The sequence below is a fragment of the Weissella paramesenteroides ATCC 33313 genome, from assembly GCF_000160575.1.
GTDB classification, from domain to species: Bacteria; Bacillota; Bacilli; order Lactobacillales; family Lactobacillaceae; genus Weissella; species Weissella paramesenteroides.
Genome location: NZ_GG697128.1, coordinates 447,455 through 463,192, shown reverse-complemented (window position 1 = coordinate 463,192; position 15,738 = coordinate 447,455). Strand labels below are relative to the sequence as shown.

General features: G+C 39.8%; 12 protein-coding genes. All 12 read left to right on the top strand.

Annotated features, from left to right (window positions below):
• Window positions 1-202: 202 nt before the first annotated feature.
• The 12 genes from HMPREF0877_RS02110 to gntK all read left to right on the top strand — a co-directional run bounded on the left by HMPREF0877_RS02110 (window position 203) and on the right by gntK (window position 15,616).
• On the top strand, window positions 203-1,501 hold the full coding sequence (locus HMPREF0877_RS02110; protein WP_002827523.1) for a bifunctional folylpolyglutamate synthase/dihydrofolate synthase: 1,299 nt from the start codon (window positions 203-205) through the stop codon (window positions 1,499-1,501).
• Between the two features lies 1 nt (window position 1,502).
• The gene (locus tag HMPREF0877_RS02105; RefSeq protein WP_002827522.1) at window positions 1,503-2,108 is read left to right on the top strand and encodes a non-canonical purine NTP pyrophosphatase; all 606 of its coding nucleotides are present in this window, start codon (window positions 1,503-1,505) and stop codon (window positions 2,106-2,108) included.
• A 33-nt stretch (window positions 2,109-2,141) separates the two neighbouring features.
• On the top strand, window positions 2,142-3,668 hold the full coding sequence (locus HMPREF0877_RS02100) for a UDP-N-acetylmuramoyl-L-alanyl-D-glutamate--2,6-diaminopimelate ligase (RefSeq protein ID WP_040760290.1): 1,527 nt from the start codon (window positions 2,142-2,144) through the stop codon (window positions 3,666-3,668).
• Between the two features lie 103 nt (window positions 3,669-3,771).
• A complete protein-coding gene (locus HMPREF0877_RS02095) occupies window positions 3,772-4,074 on the top strand; it encodes a hypothetical protein (protein ID WP_002827520.1) in 303 nt (100 codons plus the stop codon).
• Window positions 4,074-5,759, top strand: a complete 1,686-nt coding sequence (argS, locus tag HMPREF0877_RS02090) for an arginine--tRNA ligase (protein WP_002827519.1) — start codon at window positions 4,074-4,076, stop codon at window positions 5,757-5,759. The genes HMPREF0877_RS02095 and argS overlap by 1 nt, the downstream gene beginning before the upstream one ends.
• Window positions 5,760-6,108: 349 nt before the next feature.
• Entirely contained in the window at window positions 6,109-6,576 is a 468-nt protein-coding gene (locus HMPREF0877_RS02085) for an arginine repressor (protein ID WP_002827518.1), read from the top strand.
• A 1-nt stretch (window position 6,577) separates the two neighbouring features.
• Entirely contained in the window at window positions 6,578-8,770 is a 2,193-nt protein-coding gene (locus tag HMPREF0877_RS02080) for a transglycosylase domain-containing protein (protein WP_002827517.1), read from the top strand.
• A 52-nt stretch (window positions 8,771-8,822) separates the two neighbouring features.
• Window positions 8,823-9,167: a YlbF family regulator gene (locus HMPREF0877_RS02075; RefSeq protein WP_002827516.1), complete on the top strand. Its 345-nt coding sequence runs from the start codon at window positions 8,823-8,825 to the stop codon at window positions 9,165-9,167.
• A 321-nt stretch (window positions 9,168-9,488) separates the two neighbouring features.
• Entirely contained in the window at window positions 9,489-10,682 is a 1,194-nt protein-coding gene (locus tag HMPREF0877_RS02070) for a metallophosphoesterase family protein (RefSeq protein ID WP_002827515.1), read from the top strand.
• Window positions 10,672-13,008: an ATP-binding protein gene (locus tag HMPREF0877_RS02065; RefSeq protein WP_040760289.1), complete on the top strand. Its 2,337-nt coding sequence runs from the start codon at window positions 10,672-10,674 to the stop codon at window positions 13,006-13,008. Before HMPREF0877_RS02070 ends, HMPREF0877_RS02065 begins: the two co-directional genes overlap by 11 nt.
• 9 nt (window positions 13,009-13,017) lie before the next feature.
• A complete protein-coding gene (locus tag HMPREF0877_RS02060; RefSeq protein WP_002827513.1) occupies window positions 13,018-13,986 on the top strand; it encodes a 3'-5' exoribonuclease YhaM family protein in 969 nt (322 codons plus the stop codon).
• Between the two features lie 97 nt (window positions 13,987-14,083).
• Window positions 14,084-15,616, top strand: coding sequence for a gluconokinase (gntK, locus tag HMPREF0877_RS02055; RefSeq protein WP_002827512.1), 1,533 nt, complete (start codon window positions 14,084-14,086; stop codon window positions 15,614-15,616).
• Window positions 15,617-15,738 lie beyond the last annotated feature (122 nt).

The window sequence follows — 15,738 nt, the reverse complement described above, 5'->3', positions numbered from 1 at the left end:
GGGGCAATAATCTACCGCAGTCAAATAGGTAGATTATTGCCCCTTTCAGTCTACAATGGCTAGTTTTGTCCCAGATTTTTTTATCATATGAATGATTCGTAAATAATTATCCAGAATGTTCCGCCAAGCAAGAATGATATATGATAAAATAAAAATTTAGAGAGTCGTTTGATGAACAAAAAGATGAAGGACTGGTTTGCGTATGGGCACCGTTGAAACGTATCGACAACTTGAAGCAAGTTTGGGTGATGATTGGCAATTATCACCAAGTAAACATAGTCGTGTAGGCATGTTAAAAGAAATTTTGAATTGGATTGGTCATCCTGAGCGACGATTATCAGTCATCCATATTGTTGGTTCAAATGGTAAAGGATCGACTGGCGTGATGTTGAGTAAAATTTTGACAACGGCAGGTTATCGGGTCGGTCACTTTTCAACCCCAGCAATTTTGTCAGATCGTGAAGTTGTCACGATTAATGGACAAATGATTAGCGAAGCAGACGTGATGTTTCACTATAAAAGAATTATGATTGAAATCAAAAATCATGGTGGTGATGAAAAAACACTCACCAAATTCGAGCTGTGGACCTTGATTGCCCTTTGTCATTTTGCAAAACAAGAAGTTCAGTTTGCGATTATTGAAGCAGGTTTGGGTGGTACTGGCGATGCGACAAATGTTGTTGAAAAGCCATTGGTTGTCGCTATCACAAAAATTTCTGATGACCATTCAACAATGCTTGGCCACGATATTATTAAAATTGCTGAGAACGTTGCTGGTGCAATTAAGCCAGGAAGTTTAGTGGTCAATTATCCGGGGCAAGATGTTGCTGTTTTTAACATTCTTCGTGATAAGGCCAAAACAGTTGGCGCAGTTTGGAATCCTTACCCAAAGCCACAAATTACTTTAATCCGTTCATCGCCAAAGGGATTAGTTGTTAATGCAGACCAGCTGGAAGGGTTGAAATTGTCATTAACGGGTGCTTATCAGGCAAATAATTTAAGCACTGTTTTACAAGTCGTCACAATTTTGAAGAACAAGCGGATTGCATTGTCCGATGTGACGGTTGCGGAAGCCCTTGCTCATGTTAAAATTACGGGTCGTATGGAATATGATAGTGAAAACAATATTTTGTATGATGGTGCCCATAATCCACATGGTATCACCAGTTTGGTGGCGGCTATTCGTTCATGGCATTTACCTTTTAAGCCCATTGTTATTTTGGGACTGATTAAAGGTAAAAATCATATGGACATGCTGGATGAATTACTACCTTATGTGTCAACGGTAATTGCCGTGACACCTGATGCAAAGAATGCAATGTCAGCTGATGAACTAGCGGCAAACATTGTGATGATGAGCAATGTTGATGTTGAAATTGCTGATGACTCAACAGCCGCTATTTCTCTTGCCAGACAAGTTAGGGAGTCATCAAAAGCATTAATCGTGGTGACCGGATCATTTTATACGTTACGAGCTATCGAAAGAGAGGAGAAAATTTAACATGATGACACGTTTTGTTATTGCCTCAAACAATACGCATAAGACCGATGAGATGGTTCGTTATTTAGCAGTACTAGGGCTAAAAGGTCTCAATTATCGTCATTTAATTGATGAAATCACATTTCCACCAGAAACAACAGATGATATGGCTACCAACGCATTGGTCAAGGCACAAACCATTCATAATTTGTTACCTAATGAATATATTTTAGCTGATGATTCTGCATTATTTATTCCAGCAATTCCAGATCATTTTGGTGTCACAACCATGCGTGAATTTAAGGCACATCATTTGAGCGGGGATGATGAAATTAACCAATATGTCCTCCAACAATTACCAGCTGCAGCACCTCGTGATGCCTACCTGTTAGCACATTTTGTGGTTGTCACACCACAAAATGTTGTTTATACGTCTGAAGGTAAGGGTGGTGTTGTGTTAGCAGACACACCACGCGGTAATCGGAATGGGCTGGATGAGTTGTTAGAAACTGAGAATGGGTTGACTTTGGCCGAAATCGATATGCCGGAGCGTGTGCATTACGCACATCGTGGTCGGGCAGCAATTAAAATGAAAAGCCAACTACAACAAGCTGGCGAATTAGCATAATCAATGAAGAATCAGAAAAGAGGATTAAGTTTAATGACACTCACTGCAGATAACATTACAACGTTATTGGCTGATCAAGATTTATTAATATCAGCACCAGATTTCGATGGTGAGATACAACATTTAGCTTATAATTCCAATGATGTTGTGCCAGGTACCTTACTCTTTATTAAGGGAAATTTTAAAGCAGAGTATTTAACCGATGCCATTGAAAAAGGGGTCACTGCAATCATTGCACCAGCAAGTTTTAAACATGCAACCAAGCTACCTACTTGGGTCGCTGATGATGTGCCTGCAGCAATGAGTATTATTGCAATGGCTTTTTATCAATATCCCCAAAATAATTTGGCACTAATTGGTATCACTGGTACAAAGGGAAAAACATCGACCGCATATATGGCATATGAAATTCTACGTGCGTATACCCATGACAAAGTTGCCTTGTCATCAACATTACAAGTGATTACTGGTAGTGAACCACAATATCATTACCGGGCCCATTTAACGACACCTGAATCAGTGGATCTTTTTCGTTGGATGCGAGAGGCAGTCGATAATGGGATGACCCATATGGTGATGGAGGTATCATCACAAGCCTTTAAAATGCGCCGTGTTTATGGTCTTCACTTCAATGTTGGTATCTTCTTAAATATCAGTCCAGATCACATTGGTGAAAATGAACACCCAACCTTTGAAGACTATTTACAACATAAAATGATGCTGTTTGATCATTCAGAACAAATTGTGTTGAATGTTGATTCTGATCATTTTGGTGAGTTGATTGCCCATGCTGAACTAATGGTTCATCGTGATGGTATTTGGTTGTATGGTCAAGAAGATGTTGATTCACCAAAGGCAGATGTCTATTTTGAAGCGACCGATGCTAATTTGCATGGTAGTGTCTTTAAGGTACGAGAGGTTGGTCAACAAGCTGAACATTTGCATATTAAGGGTGAATACACATTAGATATGCCAGGTGATTTCAATCAGAGTAACGCCTTAGCGGCAATGATTGCAACCCGTCTGGTTGGTGCGGATGCACCAGCTATGGCTGAGGGACTTGAAACAGTTAAAGTACCAGGACGGATGCAGGTTCTAAATACGCAAAAGCACGGTACGATATATGTTGACTATGCACATAATTATGCTTCGATTGCGGCCTTATTACAGTTTGTCCGCCAAAATGAATCAGTCAATCAATTAGCCATTGTTGTTGGTGCACCTGGTAATAAAGGTGTGTCACGTCGACCAGGTATTGGAAAAGCTGTTAGTGAAGGAGCAGATGTTGTTTATCTAACAAGTGATGATCCACAATATGAAGATCCAGCTAAAATTGCTGATGAAATCCAAGCAGCGATTACTAATCCAAAGGTGACAATTTATCGCGAACTTGATCGAACCAAAGCGATTATTGCTGCTATCCTGGCAGCAGGACCGGACGATGTTGTGGTGCTAGCAGCTAAAGGATTGGATGAATATCAAAAGATAGATGGTGTTGATACACCATATGAAAATGATTGGGCAGTGGCCAATCGCATTGTTTCCGAACTAGAGCGCTAGTTTTTAGGCTAGAAATTTGTTATAATTTATAGAATTGTCGTTATTACGGCTAACTAATAATAAATTAAAAAACCTCAGTTATAAAAGTAAAGGGGAAACCATCATGGCTAAAGAACCAGTAGAAAATACATCTGAATTCGACGTCGGCGATTTTGTTGCCGGTAAGAAGTTTGCCAATTTTGAGCACGACTTTAAGGGTATCGTCGAAAAAATTTATGAGCATTCATTATTAGTGGTTATTACTGAAAATAATCCTGAAGATGATGCAACTGTGAATGAATACAATCATCGGGCAGTATTACGTATGTCAGAAACTAAGATTTTAGTTAAGACGGACAATCCTGCACCACGTCCTTCAGCGGAGGATGATGCCGAAGATGATAACGCTAAAGGAGACAACGCTTAATGGACTACAAGAATCAAATTGCAGAAACAATTGCTGCAGTCGTCCCTGAATTGGATAATGCAACGATTCTTTCAAAAATTGAGGTGCCCAAGGATGCTAGCATGGGTGACTACGCTTTTCCAACATTTTTATTAGCTAAAGCACGTCGTATGGCACCACAACAAATTGCAACAAATATCGTTTCAGAAATTGCTACCGATGGCTTTAAAGAAGTTAAAGCCGTAGGACCCTATGTCAATTTCTTTTTGGATCAAGCACAATTTGGCGCTGATACATTAGCAGAAGTCCTACGTCAGACAGATTATGGACATAATACTGATGGTGAAGCGGGTCATATTACGATTGATATGTCATCACCTAACATTGCTAAGCCAATGTCAATGGGACACTTACGTTCAACAGTTATTGGAAATTCATTAGCTGAAATCGCGAAAGCAAATGGTTATCAACCAATTAAGATTAATCATTTGGGTGACTGGGGAACGCAATTTGGTAAGTTGATGTCAGCTTACAAGCGTTGGGGATCAGAAGAAGAAGTTAAAGCTGATCCTATCAATACGTTAGTGAAATATTATGTTCGTTTCCATAAAGAAGCTGAAACGCAACCTGAATTGAATGACGAAGGTCGTGCCTGGTTTAAAAAGCTGGAAGATGGCGATGAGGAAGCTCATGAACTATGGTCATGGTTCCGTGAAGAATCACTAAAAGAATTCATGGAATTATACAATGACTTAGATATTGACTTTGATTCATTTAATGGTGAAGCCTTCTATAATGACAAGATGGACGCTGTTATTGATACGCTTAAAGAGAAGCACTTACTTGTTGAATCACAAGGTGCACAAGTTGTTGATTTGGAAGATGAAGGCTTGAACGTCGCCATGATTCAACGTACAGATGGGGCAACATTGTACATGACGCGTGACTTAGCAGCTGCTATTTTCCGTAAGAATAACTACAATTTCGTTAAGTCATTGTATGTTGTTGGTGGCGAACAACGTGAGCACTTTATGCAAATGAAGGCTGTCTTGAAAAAGATGGGCTACGAATGGTCAGATGACATTGAGCATATTCCATTTGGTATGATCACAGTTGATGGTAAGAAACTATCAACCCGTTCAGGTCGGATTATTTTGTTGAAGGATGTTTTGGCTGATTCTGTTAAGTTAGCAACTGCTCAAATTGATGAGAAGAATCCAAATCTAGCTAACAAAGAAGTTGTTGCCCATGAAGTTGGAACTGGTGCGGTAGTCTTCCATGACTTGATGAATGAGCGTCTTGGAAACTTCGATTTCAAATTGGAAGAAGTTGTGCGTTTTGAAGGTGATACTGGTCCATACGTACAATATACGAACGCACGTGCACAATCAATTTTGCGCAAGGCTGGTAAGCCAGAACTAGACTTAAATAATTTGTCAATTGATGACGAACAAGTTTGGGAAACTGAAAAGTTAGTGGCAAGCTTTAATGATATCGTGCGCCGCGCATGGCGTGATCGTGAACCATCAGTCATTGCTAAATACTCATTGAATTTGGCGCGTGCCTTCAATAAGTACTATGCAAACTCAAAGATTTTAGTTGAAGATGATCAACTAAATGCTCGTCTAGCACTAGTGACTGCTGTTTCATATGTGTTGACAGAATCACTACGTTTGCTAGGGGTAAAAGCTCCTAAGGAAATGTAGTTAAAATTTAAAAGATTTTAGCAAAAGAGGAGGTTGGAACATTTTTGTTCCAACCCTTTTTATATTAAAAATGTATTAGTTATCAGCCCGTAAGTTTGATAGCATAAACGCGTTCCAAAAGTCTGAAGCCTCAATGTAACGTAATTTACGCCATGGGTGTCCTTCGTTTTGCTACGGCCAAAAATGACGAAAATCACGTTACACACCGGCTTCAAAACGACTTTTGTCTCGCTCTCTTTGTGCTAAAAATAAGCTAAAGTTAAGTGAAATAGCCGATTATGATAAAATAGTATAAGTGACGGCGATAGATTACCAGTCATAATGACTAAGTAAAAAAGAGGAATGAAACATGGCTTTGAAAAAGCAAGAACGGCAAGCAATGATTCTTGAAATATTGGCACATAATGTGATTGATTCTCAAGAAGAGATTCTGCATCGTTTACAACATGCAGGGATTGCGGTCACACAAGCAACGGTATCGCGTGATATCAAAGAATTGCGGATTGTGCGTCGTCCCGATGCAACTGGTCAATCAAGATATCAAGTGATGGCAGATGCAACTAATACAACTGTTAGTGATAAAAATCAAATTGAACAAGGTTTTGCAGATATGGCCGTAGAAATTACCCCAGTATCTTTTATGGTTGTGGTAAAAACAACACAGGGAAATGGTAATCGGCTAGCTGCCATGATTGATGCTGCAGAAATGCCTAACGTGATTGGCACACTAGCTGGTCATAATACAATATATGTCACAACGCCAACAGCTGATGCAGCAGTTGCTTTGGTTGAACAATTTAATAATTGGATGCAATAATATGAAAGAATTTTTTAAAGGACTAAAAGATTGGTGCCATCAAAAAATGACACCGGTGACTAACTGGTTACGAAAATTTTTTGGACCGTTAATTAGATGGCATCAACGATTTTTCCGTCCGTTCTATGCATGGATAAGAAAGACCTTTGGTCCGTTCTGGCATAGGTTTCAAATTAATCGATGGTTAATTGCGCTTTTCCTATCGATTATTCTGGTAGTGAGCGTTTTAGGAACTTTTGAGGCCAAAACGACAGATGTTTCTGATTTGAAAAAGCGTCTTCAGTCAACTACTGAAATTTATGATGTTTCTGGTAATAAAGCCGGTAGTTTGTCTGGTCAAAAGGGAACGTATGTTAAATTCAGTGATATTTCACCACATGCAGTTAATGCGGTGATTGCAACTGAGGATCGTCATTTTTATCAGGAACATGGTTTTTCAATTCGTGGGATGACACGTGGTGTTTTGACAACTATTTGGTATCGTTTACGTGGTAGTAGCGTGTCTGTTGGTGGGTCAACCTTGACGCAACAATTAGTGAAAAATGCCTTTTTGAGTCAAGATCAAACCGTTACTCGTAAGGCACGTGAACTATTTTTGTCAATTCAAGTTGAAAAAGAATACTCTAAACATGATATTTTGGCCATGTATTTAAATAATGCTTATTTTGGTCATGGTGTTTGGGGAATTCAGGATGCCGCTGAGAAATATTTTGGTGTCAGTGCGGCCAACTTATCAGTTTCACAAAGTGCTATGTTAATTGGTATGTTACAATCACCAAATGGTTATGATCCACTAACCTATAAAGATGCCGCTAAGCAACGTCGTGACCAAGTGCTACAAAATATGGTGGCAACAAAGTATTTGACACAAGCACAAGCCGATTACAATGCAAAACTTGCCTTAGGGGCAACGAACCATGAAGTTGATAATTCAAATTACAATTATCCGTATTATTTTGATTCAGTCATTAATGAGGCTATGAGTAAATATGGCTTGAAAGAGCAAGATATTTTGGATGATGGGTATAAGATTTATACAACTTTGAATCAAAAGGATCAAACTAATTTACAAAATGATTATGCTGATGCGACCTTGAATCCAATCGGTGAAGGTTCACAAGCAGCTTCGGTAGTAATGGACGCAAAAACTGGTGGTGTACGGGCAATTATTGGTGGTCGTGGAGATCATGTATTTAGAGGCTTTAATCGTGCAACACAGTCATATCGTTCACCAGGATCAACGATCAAACCGATTGTTGATTATGGGCCATCATTATCGCGTGGTTTCTCGTATGACTCTGAACTAAAGAATAGTACGATGAGTTTTGGAACGAATGGTTATTCACCATCAAACTATGGTAATTACACTAGTGAGAAAATACCAATGTACAAGGCGTTGGAAAATTCTTACAATATTCCAGCCGTTTGGTTACTTGATCAAATGGGTGTGAATGCAGGTTATAATGCTGCGGTTAAGGCAGGTTTGCCATTAACAAAATCTGATAAGAATTTAGCACTTGCTATTGGTGGTCTGAAAAAGGGTGTGACACCGTTACAATTGACGCAAGCTTACACAAGCTTTGCAAATGGTGGAGAGATGAGTAGTAGTCATTTCATTACAAAAATTGTTGATGCTTCAGGTAAGACAATTGCCCAAGCCAAAGAAAAGCATACGCGACTATGGTCGAAGCGTGTTGCTAATGAAATGACCTCAATGATGCTTGGCGTATACACTCATGGAACCGGGGTTGCAGCTGATCCAACGGGCTATGATGTTGCCGGTAAGACCGGAACGACTGAAGTTTCGGGAACTAACTCAACCAGTGACAACGCGACTGATTCATGGGCCATTGCCTATACACCAGACGTCGTTGTGACAACATGGACTGGTTATGATGAAACGGATGCGAGTCATACGATTTCAGCTTATTTGTCACAGACGGCTGGACCATTGATGAAGACAACACTTGAACAAGTACTGCCGAATACGGCACAGACGAAATTTAGTGTGAAAAGTGTCCGTGCAAAGTTGTCGGCTACTGAGGATGCTGCTTCAAATAAGAAAAATGGTATTGCCAATAATATTTCTGGTATTGGTGATGATATTAAAAATGGTGCTTCCAGTGCTTGGAGTAATGTCAAAGATGGTGCGAAAAAAGCTTGGTCCGGAATTCAATCATTATTACCACAATGATAATAAAATATGAGATAATGGAATAATTAAAAGGGATGGGGAATATATATTTATGATTAATATTTACGATAATGTTAATGCAGTTGCTGAAAATTTACGTGAAACAGCACAATACAAGACCTTGCGTGATGCCATTGCGGCTGTTGAGGGTGAGCCAGAAGCAAAAGCTATCTTTGCTCGTTTCCAACAAGCACAAACGCAAATCAACCAAGCAGTTCAATCTGGTAATGAACCAGCAGAAGATCAAATCAAAGCTTGGCAAGAAGTTGCCAATGAGATGGAAAAGTATGATTCTCTAAAGAAGATGCTTGAAGCTGAAAAAGGTTTGAACCAATTGTTGATGGAAATCAATGACATTATTACAAAGCCAATTGCGGAGTTGTACGGTCAAAACTAAGTGAGAGAGCGAGACAAAAGTTGTTTTGAAGCTGGTATGTAACGTTATTTTCGTCATTTTTGGCCGTAGCAAAGCGAAGGACAAGAATGTCGTAAATTTCGTTACATTAAGGCTTCAGACTTTTGGAACGCGTTTATGCTATAAAAATTATAAGCTTATAATCAAGATAATTTTAGTAGGTATCAATCTACCAAATTCAAAAAAGAGTGTCGCAACGCGCCACTCTTTTTTTTATAGACAATCTCCAATATAATGAAATTGATAGAGCGAGACAAAAGTCGTTTTGGAACGCGTTTATAAAACAAAAAAGGGGTTAGAAAAATGAAGTTTATTCATGCTGGTGATTTGCATCTTGGCAATCCATTTGGTGGTCTATCAATGACACCAGATTGGTTAACCGATCAGTTACAAGCTGCAACTGAAACGGCAGTCCATCGATTAGTGGATGATGCCATCACTGCGGCGGTAGATTTCGTTGTATTGGCTGGCGATTTGTTCGATACAACTACTCCTGATGCACGTGCACAATTAGATTTAGTCAGGGAGCTAGAGCGATTAGCAACGGAAAATATTCCGGTCTATGTGGGCTTTGGTAACCATGACTACGTTCTTGATTGGCAACGGGTACCCACATTTCCTAAAAATGTCACATTATTCCCAAAAGACGTGACAACATACCACATGCAGACAAAAAATCATGAGTCTGTAGCCATTTCAGGCTTTTCATATACACAGCGGCATATAACAACAGATCAGGTTGCTGAATTTCCTATTAAATCAACTCAAGATGATTGGCATATTGGGATTTATCATGGATCTATGGGCGAGGTTGGTTCAGGAAACTATGCGCCATTTAATTTGCAAGCGATGCAACAGAAACATTATGATTATTGGGCGCTTGGTCATATTCATGTACGTGAAACCTTACAAAAAAAGCCATTCATCGGGTATTCTGGTAGTATTCAAGGACTGGATAAAACAGAAACTGGTGCTAAGGGATATTACATGGTGGAAAGTGAGGGAAATGAATTAGTGCCGACATTTACTCCGGTTGCACCAATAACCTGGGTAACAGCCGAGGTACGTACTGAACGTGACCTGAGCACAGTTGTGCAATATGTCCGAGGACAGTTTGCGATGAAGGATGAATTTGAATTAATTTCATTAAATCTGATAACTGAGGATCCTAATGTATTGTCAGCAATTGTGAACCAACAACTATTAGCACAGTTTGTTGCTGCAGCACAAACCACCGATATGTTTTTTATTTATGAAATCCAGGCACAAACACAAGAGCAGCACCTACCATTACCAGCAGTTGATGAACGCTATTGGTCGGAAACCATTGGCGATGTGTTCACCCGTGAACAATTGCAGAAGATGGGATTAAAACAAGTTACGGATGTCGATGTGCTCGATCATTTTTTAAATGCGCAGACATTACAAGCTTTACAGGAAGCTGTTAAAACACAATTACACTTGTCACAGATAGGGGATGAATATCATGTGGATTAAAAAAGTGCATATTGTTGGATTTGGTCAGTTTAATCAGCAAACATTTGATTTCGTTCAAGGGTTACAAGTGGTTCAAGGACTAAACGAAGCCGGAAAAACGACGTTACATCAATTTTTATTTGATATGATATTTGGTTTTCCACAAGCTAAAGGACGTAAAATCAACACCTATGAACCCCTAGACAAGGGACCATATGGTGGTAGTATGCAGTTTGAAGTTGATCACCAGCTTTATGAACTCGAGCGTCTGGGAAGGACGCAGACAGTGACGACATTAACTGCTGTAGGCAGTGGTCAACAATTTGCTGATCCAGAAGCCATGCTAACAAAGCTATTGGGACCAGTTGATCGTGAATTATATTTAGCAATTTTTAGTTTTGATCAAGAAGCTTTAATGAATATCTTTTCATTGAAACCGGATGACTTTGCAGCCTACTTACGCACACTTGCTACGCCAGGTGCACAGAACTGGCTAGAAGTTGCGAATCGTTGGGATAAAACAGCAACTGCGAAATTTGGTAGCACAAAAACGGCCCATCGTGAACTAAATCAAGCGTTGGCGAATTTACAAATGCAACGTCAACAGTTACAAAATAATTTGCGTCAACAACCATCATTGGATAAATTACAAGCTGAGGCACAACATTTGACCCAGCGTGTGGCGAGTTTAGAGCAACGACAAGCCCAATTACAAGGTCAAATGAATCATCAACAAGCCCAGGTGCATTTGTTACCGGTATATCGACGTTGGCAACAAATTAAACAGCAAGTGAAAGCAACTGGTAAACCATTAGATTTAACGGCAGCCGACAAAGCTGATCGTGTACGTCAACAGTTGACGGCCTTAGATGACGTCATGGTTACGACTGCAGTAACGAAACAACAGGTTGAATCGGCAACGGTTGCACTAAGGCAATTAGAGAAGTTAGAAAATCAACAAAAAAATTTAGCTGAACAACAAGTCAAAGCGGTTCAAGCGCAAACAGCATTACTAGAAAAATATCATTGGACACAAGTACCACCGTTATTAACTGATCAGCAAAAAAGTCAGTTGGGTGGCCAAAAGGAAACGGGACAACAATCAACTAAGAATAGCTGGTTAATTATCGCGATAATCATTAGTAGTTTGATCATCATTGGTGCATTGTTGATTAGTCATGTTGCAATAGGTATTCTATTAGCGCTAATTAGTCTGTTGCTTGGTTGGTGGGGCAGTCGTCAGCAGAAAACAAATGTGGTAGCTAACACTCAACAAGATTTGCCTGCTGCCTACCAGCAAATGGCGACAGCTGATATTTTTGCCGCACAAACAGATATCCAACGGATTAACGACATGATGTTGTCAAATAATCAAATTATTCATGACCAACAAGCCATGATGTCAGAACTTGTGAAGATGCGAGCGGCTTTAAATTGGCTGGGTGAGGGATTGACGGTTGATGAATACCGTAAACGACTAGCAGATATTCATATCAAGCAAGAAACCATGGGACAACAGCAGTTACAACGGGCTAATCTACAACAAACGTTACAAGAATTGTATCAAAAACTCGGGGTGAAGGATGTAGCCATGCTACAACAGCGCCGTGATGCCCAACGTCATATTAATGACTTACAACGTGAGGCGAATATGCTTGAAGAACAGCTAAAAGGGGCTGACCTACATGAACTCGCCGCACAAGCCGCAATTGCAACGGACGATAAGCCAGCAATGACAGATCAACAAACCATTTTGCAACGCATTCAGGATGAAAAAAATCAATTGAATCAAAAACTAGCTGAAATCAATGTGCAGTTGCAAAACTTGCAGACTGATAATACGATTGAACATCAACAGCAAGTGGTCGCCAATCAAGTGGCTGTTGTTAATCAACAATTAACGCAATATTTTGTTGATCGGTTAGGTAGTGAATGGATTAAGCAAGCCCTAAACGCGGCAATTGCTGATCGCTTACCAAATCTTTTGGCTCAGGCAGGAACATTTTTAAGGCAGTTGACTGATAATCATTATCAAACGATTCAGCAGACGAAGACCTTGTTAAAAGTAGTTCGAAATGATGGCAAGATTTTAGGTGTGAATCAATTATCAAAGGGGACAGCAGAACAATTGTATGTGGCGCTACGTTTAGCTTTTGTTAAAAACGTCACTGCCACTTTGCAATTACCATTGTTGATTGATGATGCCTTTGTTGATTTTGATGAGCAACGTCGACAAACGATGTTGACATTATTAGCAGATTTAGCATCATCTGAGCAACAAATTTTCTACTTTACAGCCCAAAAGACACAGGGCAAACATGTCTTAACATTGACTCATCAACAATAGGAGGCTATTTTGGCAAAAGAATTAAAGGATTATCAATTAGATGAACGTGTTGAAACCTTTGCATTACTCAAAGAAGTTGATGCACGGGTGACACAGCAGGGAAAACGATACTTAGCTTTACAATTGGCTGACCGTTCAATGGACATTAAGGGGATGAAGTGGGATACGACCGATGCCGAGGTCAATGAGTTACATGCAGGAATCGTGGTCTACATCCAAGCAGTGCGTCAGGCGTATCAAGATAAACCACAACTAAAAGTTTTGTCGATTCGACCAAGTAAAATTGGTGAACCACAAGATCCAGCAGATTTTGTGGCGGCAGCACCAATGAAAAAACAATATATGGCTGAAGAAGTTTCAGCAATTATTTTTCAGATAACAAATGCTAACTGGCAACGAATTGTTCGTCATATTCTTGGTAAATATCGTGAGCAATTTCTACAATTTCCCGCTGCGAAAAGTAATCATCATGCGTTTGCTGGTGGGTTAGCCTTTCATACGTTGTCCATTGTTCATTTGGCACAAGCTGTGGTCAAGCAATATGATAATTTAGATGCTAGTCTGTTATATGCTGGCGCATTATTGCATGATATTGGTAAAGTGATTGAATTATCAGGACCGGTAGCAACGCAATATACAACCGCTGGTAATTTAATTGGCCATATTGTGTTAGTTGATGAAGAAATTGTTTTAGCAGCAACAGAATTACAGATCGATCTGAAAAGTGAAGACATGATTATTTTACGTCACACGGTTTTGGCGCATCATGGTTTATTAGAATATGGGTCGCCGGTACGTCCGATGATCAAAGAAGCCAATGTGTTGCATCAACTTGATGAATTGGATGCTGGTATGCAGAGTTTTGACAATGCTTTAGCCGAGACTAATCCAGGCGAATTTTCACCTCGTCAATGGGCATTAGATAATCGCAGTATTTATCGACCAGCCGGGGGTCATCCCGGAAATGAAACAAGGTAGAAAAAAATTTTCGTGTCTTTGTTTGCAAAATGTAAGTTTTTTACATAAAATTAAAGTAAGCGTTTGAACAAAATATAAAATATGAGAGGTTTTATTAATGGATTACCTAATTGGAGTTGACTTGGGAACAACGTCAACAAAAGTTGTCTTGTTTGATACAAAGGGACATGTGATCGCAAGTGCAAATAAAGGTTACAAACTATACCGTGATGCACCAGATATGGCCGAAGAAGACCTAGATGAGATTTGGGAAGCTTTCACTGATGCGATGGCACAAGTGACACGTGCAGCAAAAGATGGCAAAATCTTAGGTGTTTCATTTAGTTCAGCAATGCATTCATTAATTGCATTTGATGCTGACTGGCAGCCTTTGACACGTGTGATTACTTGGGCGGATGCACGAGCTGTTAAGTATACAGAAGAATTAAAGTCAAACGGTATTGGTCAAGAAATTTACAGTAAGACAGGAACACCAATTCACCCAATGGCACCTTTGTCAAAGTTGCTTTGGTTGAAAAACGAACACACTGATATCTATAATAATGCTGTTCATTATCTTGGCATTAAGGAATTCTTGTTTAATCGTTTATTTGGTGCCAATAAGATGGATTACTCAATTGCTTCGGGAACAGGTCTATTTAATATCTTTAACTTGGACTGGGATGAGCAAGCATTGTCAGTAACTGGCATCACTAAGGAACAATTGCCAGAACCGGTTGATCCATATACGATTGAAACAGGCATGGATCCACAATATGCAGCAGAAATGGGCTTGGATGTCGACACGCCATTCATCTACGGTGCTGGTGATGGTCCATTATCAAACCTAGGGGTTAATGCGATTCAACCGGGTGTCGCAGCGGTCACAATCGGGACATCAGGGGCTATTCGCGTGGTAACAGATGCACCAAAGATTGATCCAAAAGGTCGTACATTTACGTATGCCTTGGATAAGGATCACTGGGTCGTTGGTGGACCGGTTAATAACGGTGGTGATGTTTTCCGTTGGGCTCGTGATAACATGTTCGATTCAGAAAAGTCGACAGCTGAGTTATTAGGAATTGATTCATATGACTTATTAACTGAAATTGCATCAAAGATTCCGGCAGGTGCTGATGGCTTGCTATTCCATCCATATTTGGGTGGCGAACGCGCACCAATTTGGGATGCTAATGCGCGTGGTTCATTCTTCGGTTTGACACATAACCATACGCGTGCGCACATGGTTCGTGCTGTCCTAGAAGGAATCATCTTTAACATCTATATGGTTTCATTAGCACTTGAAGAAGTTGTTGGTGACCTATCAGCCATTCAAGCAACGGGTGGTTTCGCTCGTTCACCATTGTGGCGTCAAATGGCTGCGGATATTTTCGAGCAACCAGTTACTGTACCAACCGCATTTGAATCAGGTGCATTGGCAGCAACGGTGATGGCACAAAAGGCGTTAGGTCTAATTGATAATTTGGAAGTTATTGGTGATATGATTGGAGAGGCAAATACTTACCAACCAAATCCTGAAAACTACGATGCTTATCGTGAATTAACACCAATTTTCATTCGTCTATCACGTCAATTGCAAACAGAGTATAAGGCAATTGCAGATTATCAACGAACACATATTGAAAAATAAATATTACGTATTAGTAAAAAAGATCAGAACCTATTAAAAGGATCTGGTCTTTTTTGTTTCGTTCTCCTGAAGTTGTTTGCAATCTAAATTCTGATTATGGTAGGCTTAGACTCATTAAGGGA

What these genes read in the sequence shown, in the direction of transcription:
- HMPREF0877_RS02110 (WP_002827523.1), top strand. Translation starts at nt 203, where the DNA reads ATGGGCACCGTTGAAACGTATCGACAACTTGAAGCAAGTTTGGGTGAT.
- HMPREF0877_RS02105 (WP_002827522.1), top strand. Translation starts at nt 1,503, where the DNA reads ATGATGACACGTTTTGTTATTGCCTCAAACAATACGCATAAGACCGAT.
- argS (WP_002827519.1), top strand. Translation starts at nt 4,074, where the DNA reads ATGGACTACAAGAATCAAATTGCAGAAACAATTGCTGCAGTCGTCCCT.
- HMPREF0877_RS02075 (WP_002827516.1), top strand. Translation starts at nt 8,823, where the DNA reads ATGATTAATATTTACGATAATGTTAATGCAGTTGCTGAAAATTTACGT.
- HMPREF0877_RS02095 (WP_002827520.1), top strand. Translation starts at nt 3,772, where the DNA reads ATGGCTAAAGAACCAGTAGAAAATACATCTGAATTCGACGTCGGCGAT.
- HMPREF0877_RS02100 (WP_040760290.1), top strand. Translation starts at nt 2,142, where the DNA reads ATGACACTCACTGCAGATAACATTACAACGTTATTGGCTGATCAAGAT.
- HMPREF0877_RS02080 (WP_002827517.1), top strand. Translation starts at nt 6,578, where the DNA reads ATGAAAGAATTTTTTAAAGGACTAAAAGATTGGTGCCATCAAAAAATG.
- HMPREF0877_RS02085 (WP_002827518.1), top strand. Translation starts at nt 6,109, where the DNA reads ATGGCTTTGAAAAAGCAAGAACGGCAAGCAATGATTCTTGAAATATTG.
- gntK (WP_002827512.1), top strand. Translation starts at nt 14,084, where the DNA reads ATGGATTACCTAATTGGAGTTGACTTGGGAACAACGTCAACAAAAGTT.
- HMPREF0877_RS02065 (WP_040760289.1), top strand. Translation starts at nt 10,672, where the DNA reads ATGTGGATTAAAAAAGTGCATATTGTTGGATTTGGTCAGTTTAATCAG.
- HMPREF0877_RS02070 (WP_002827515.1), top strand. Translation starts at nt 9,489, where the DNA reads ATGAAGTTTATTCATGCTGGTGATTTGCATCTTGGCAATCCATTTGGT.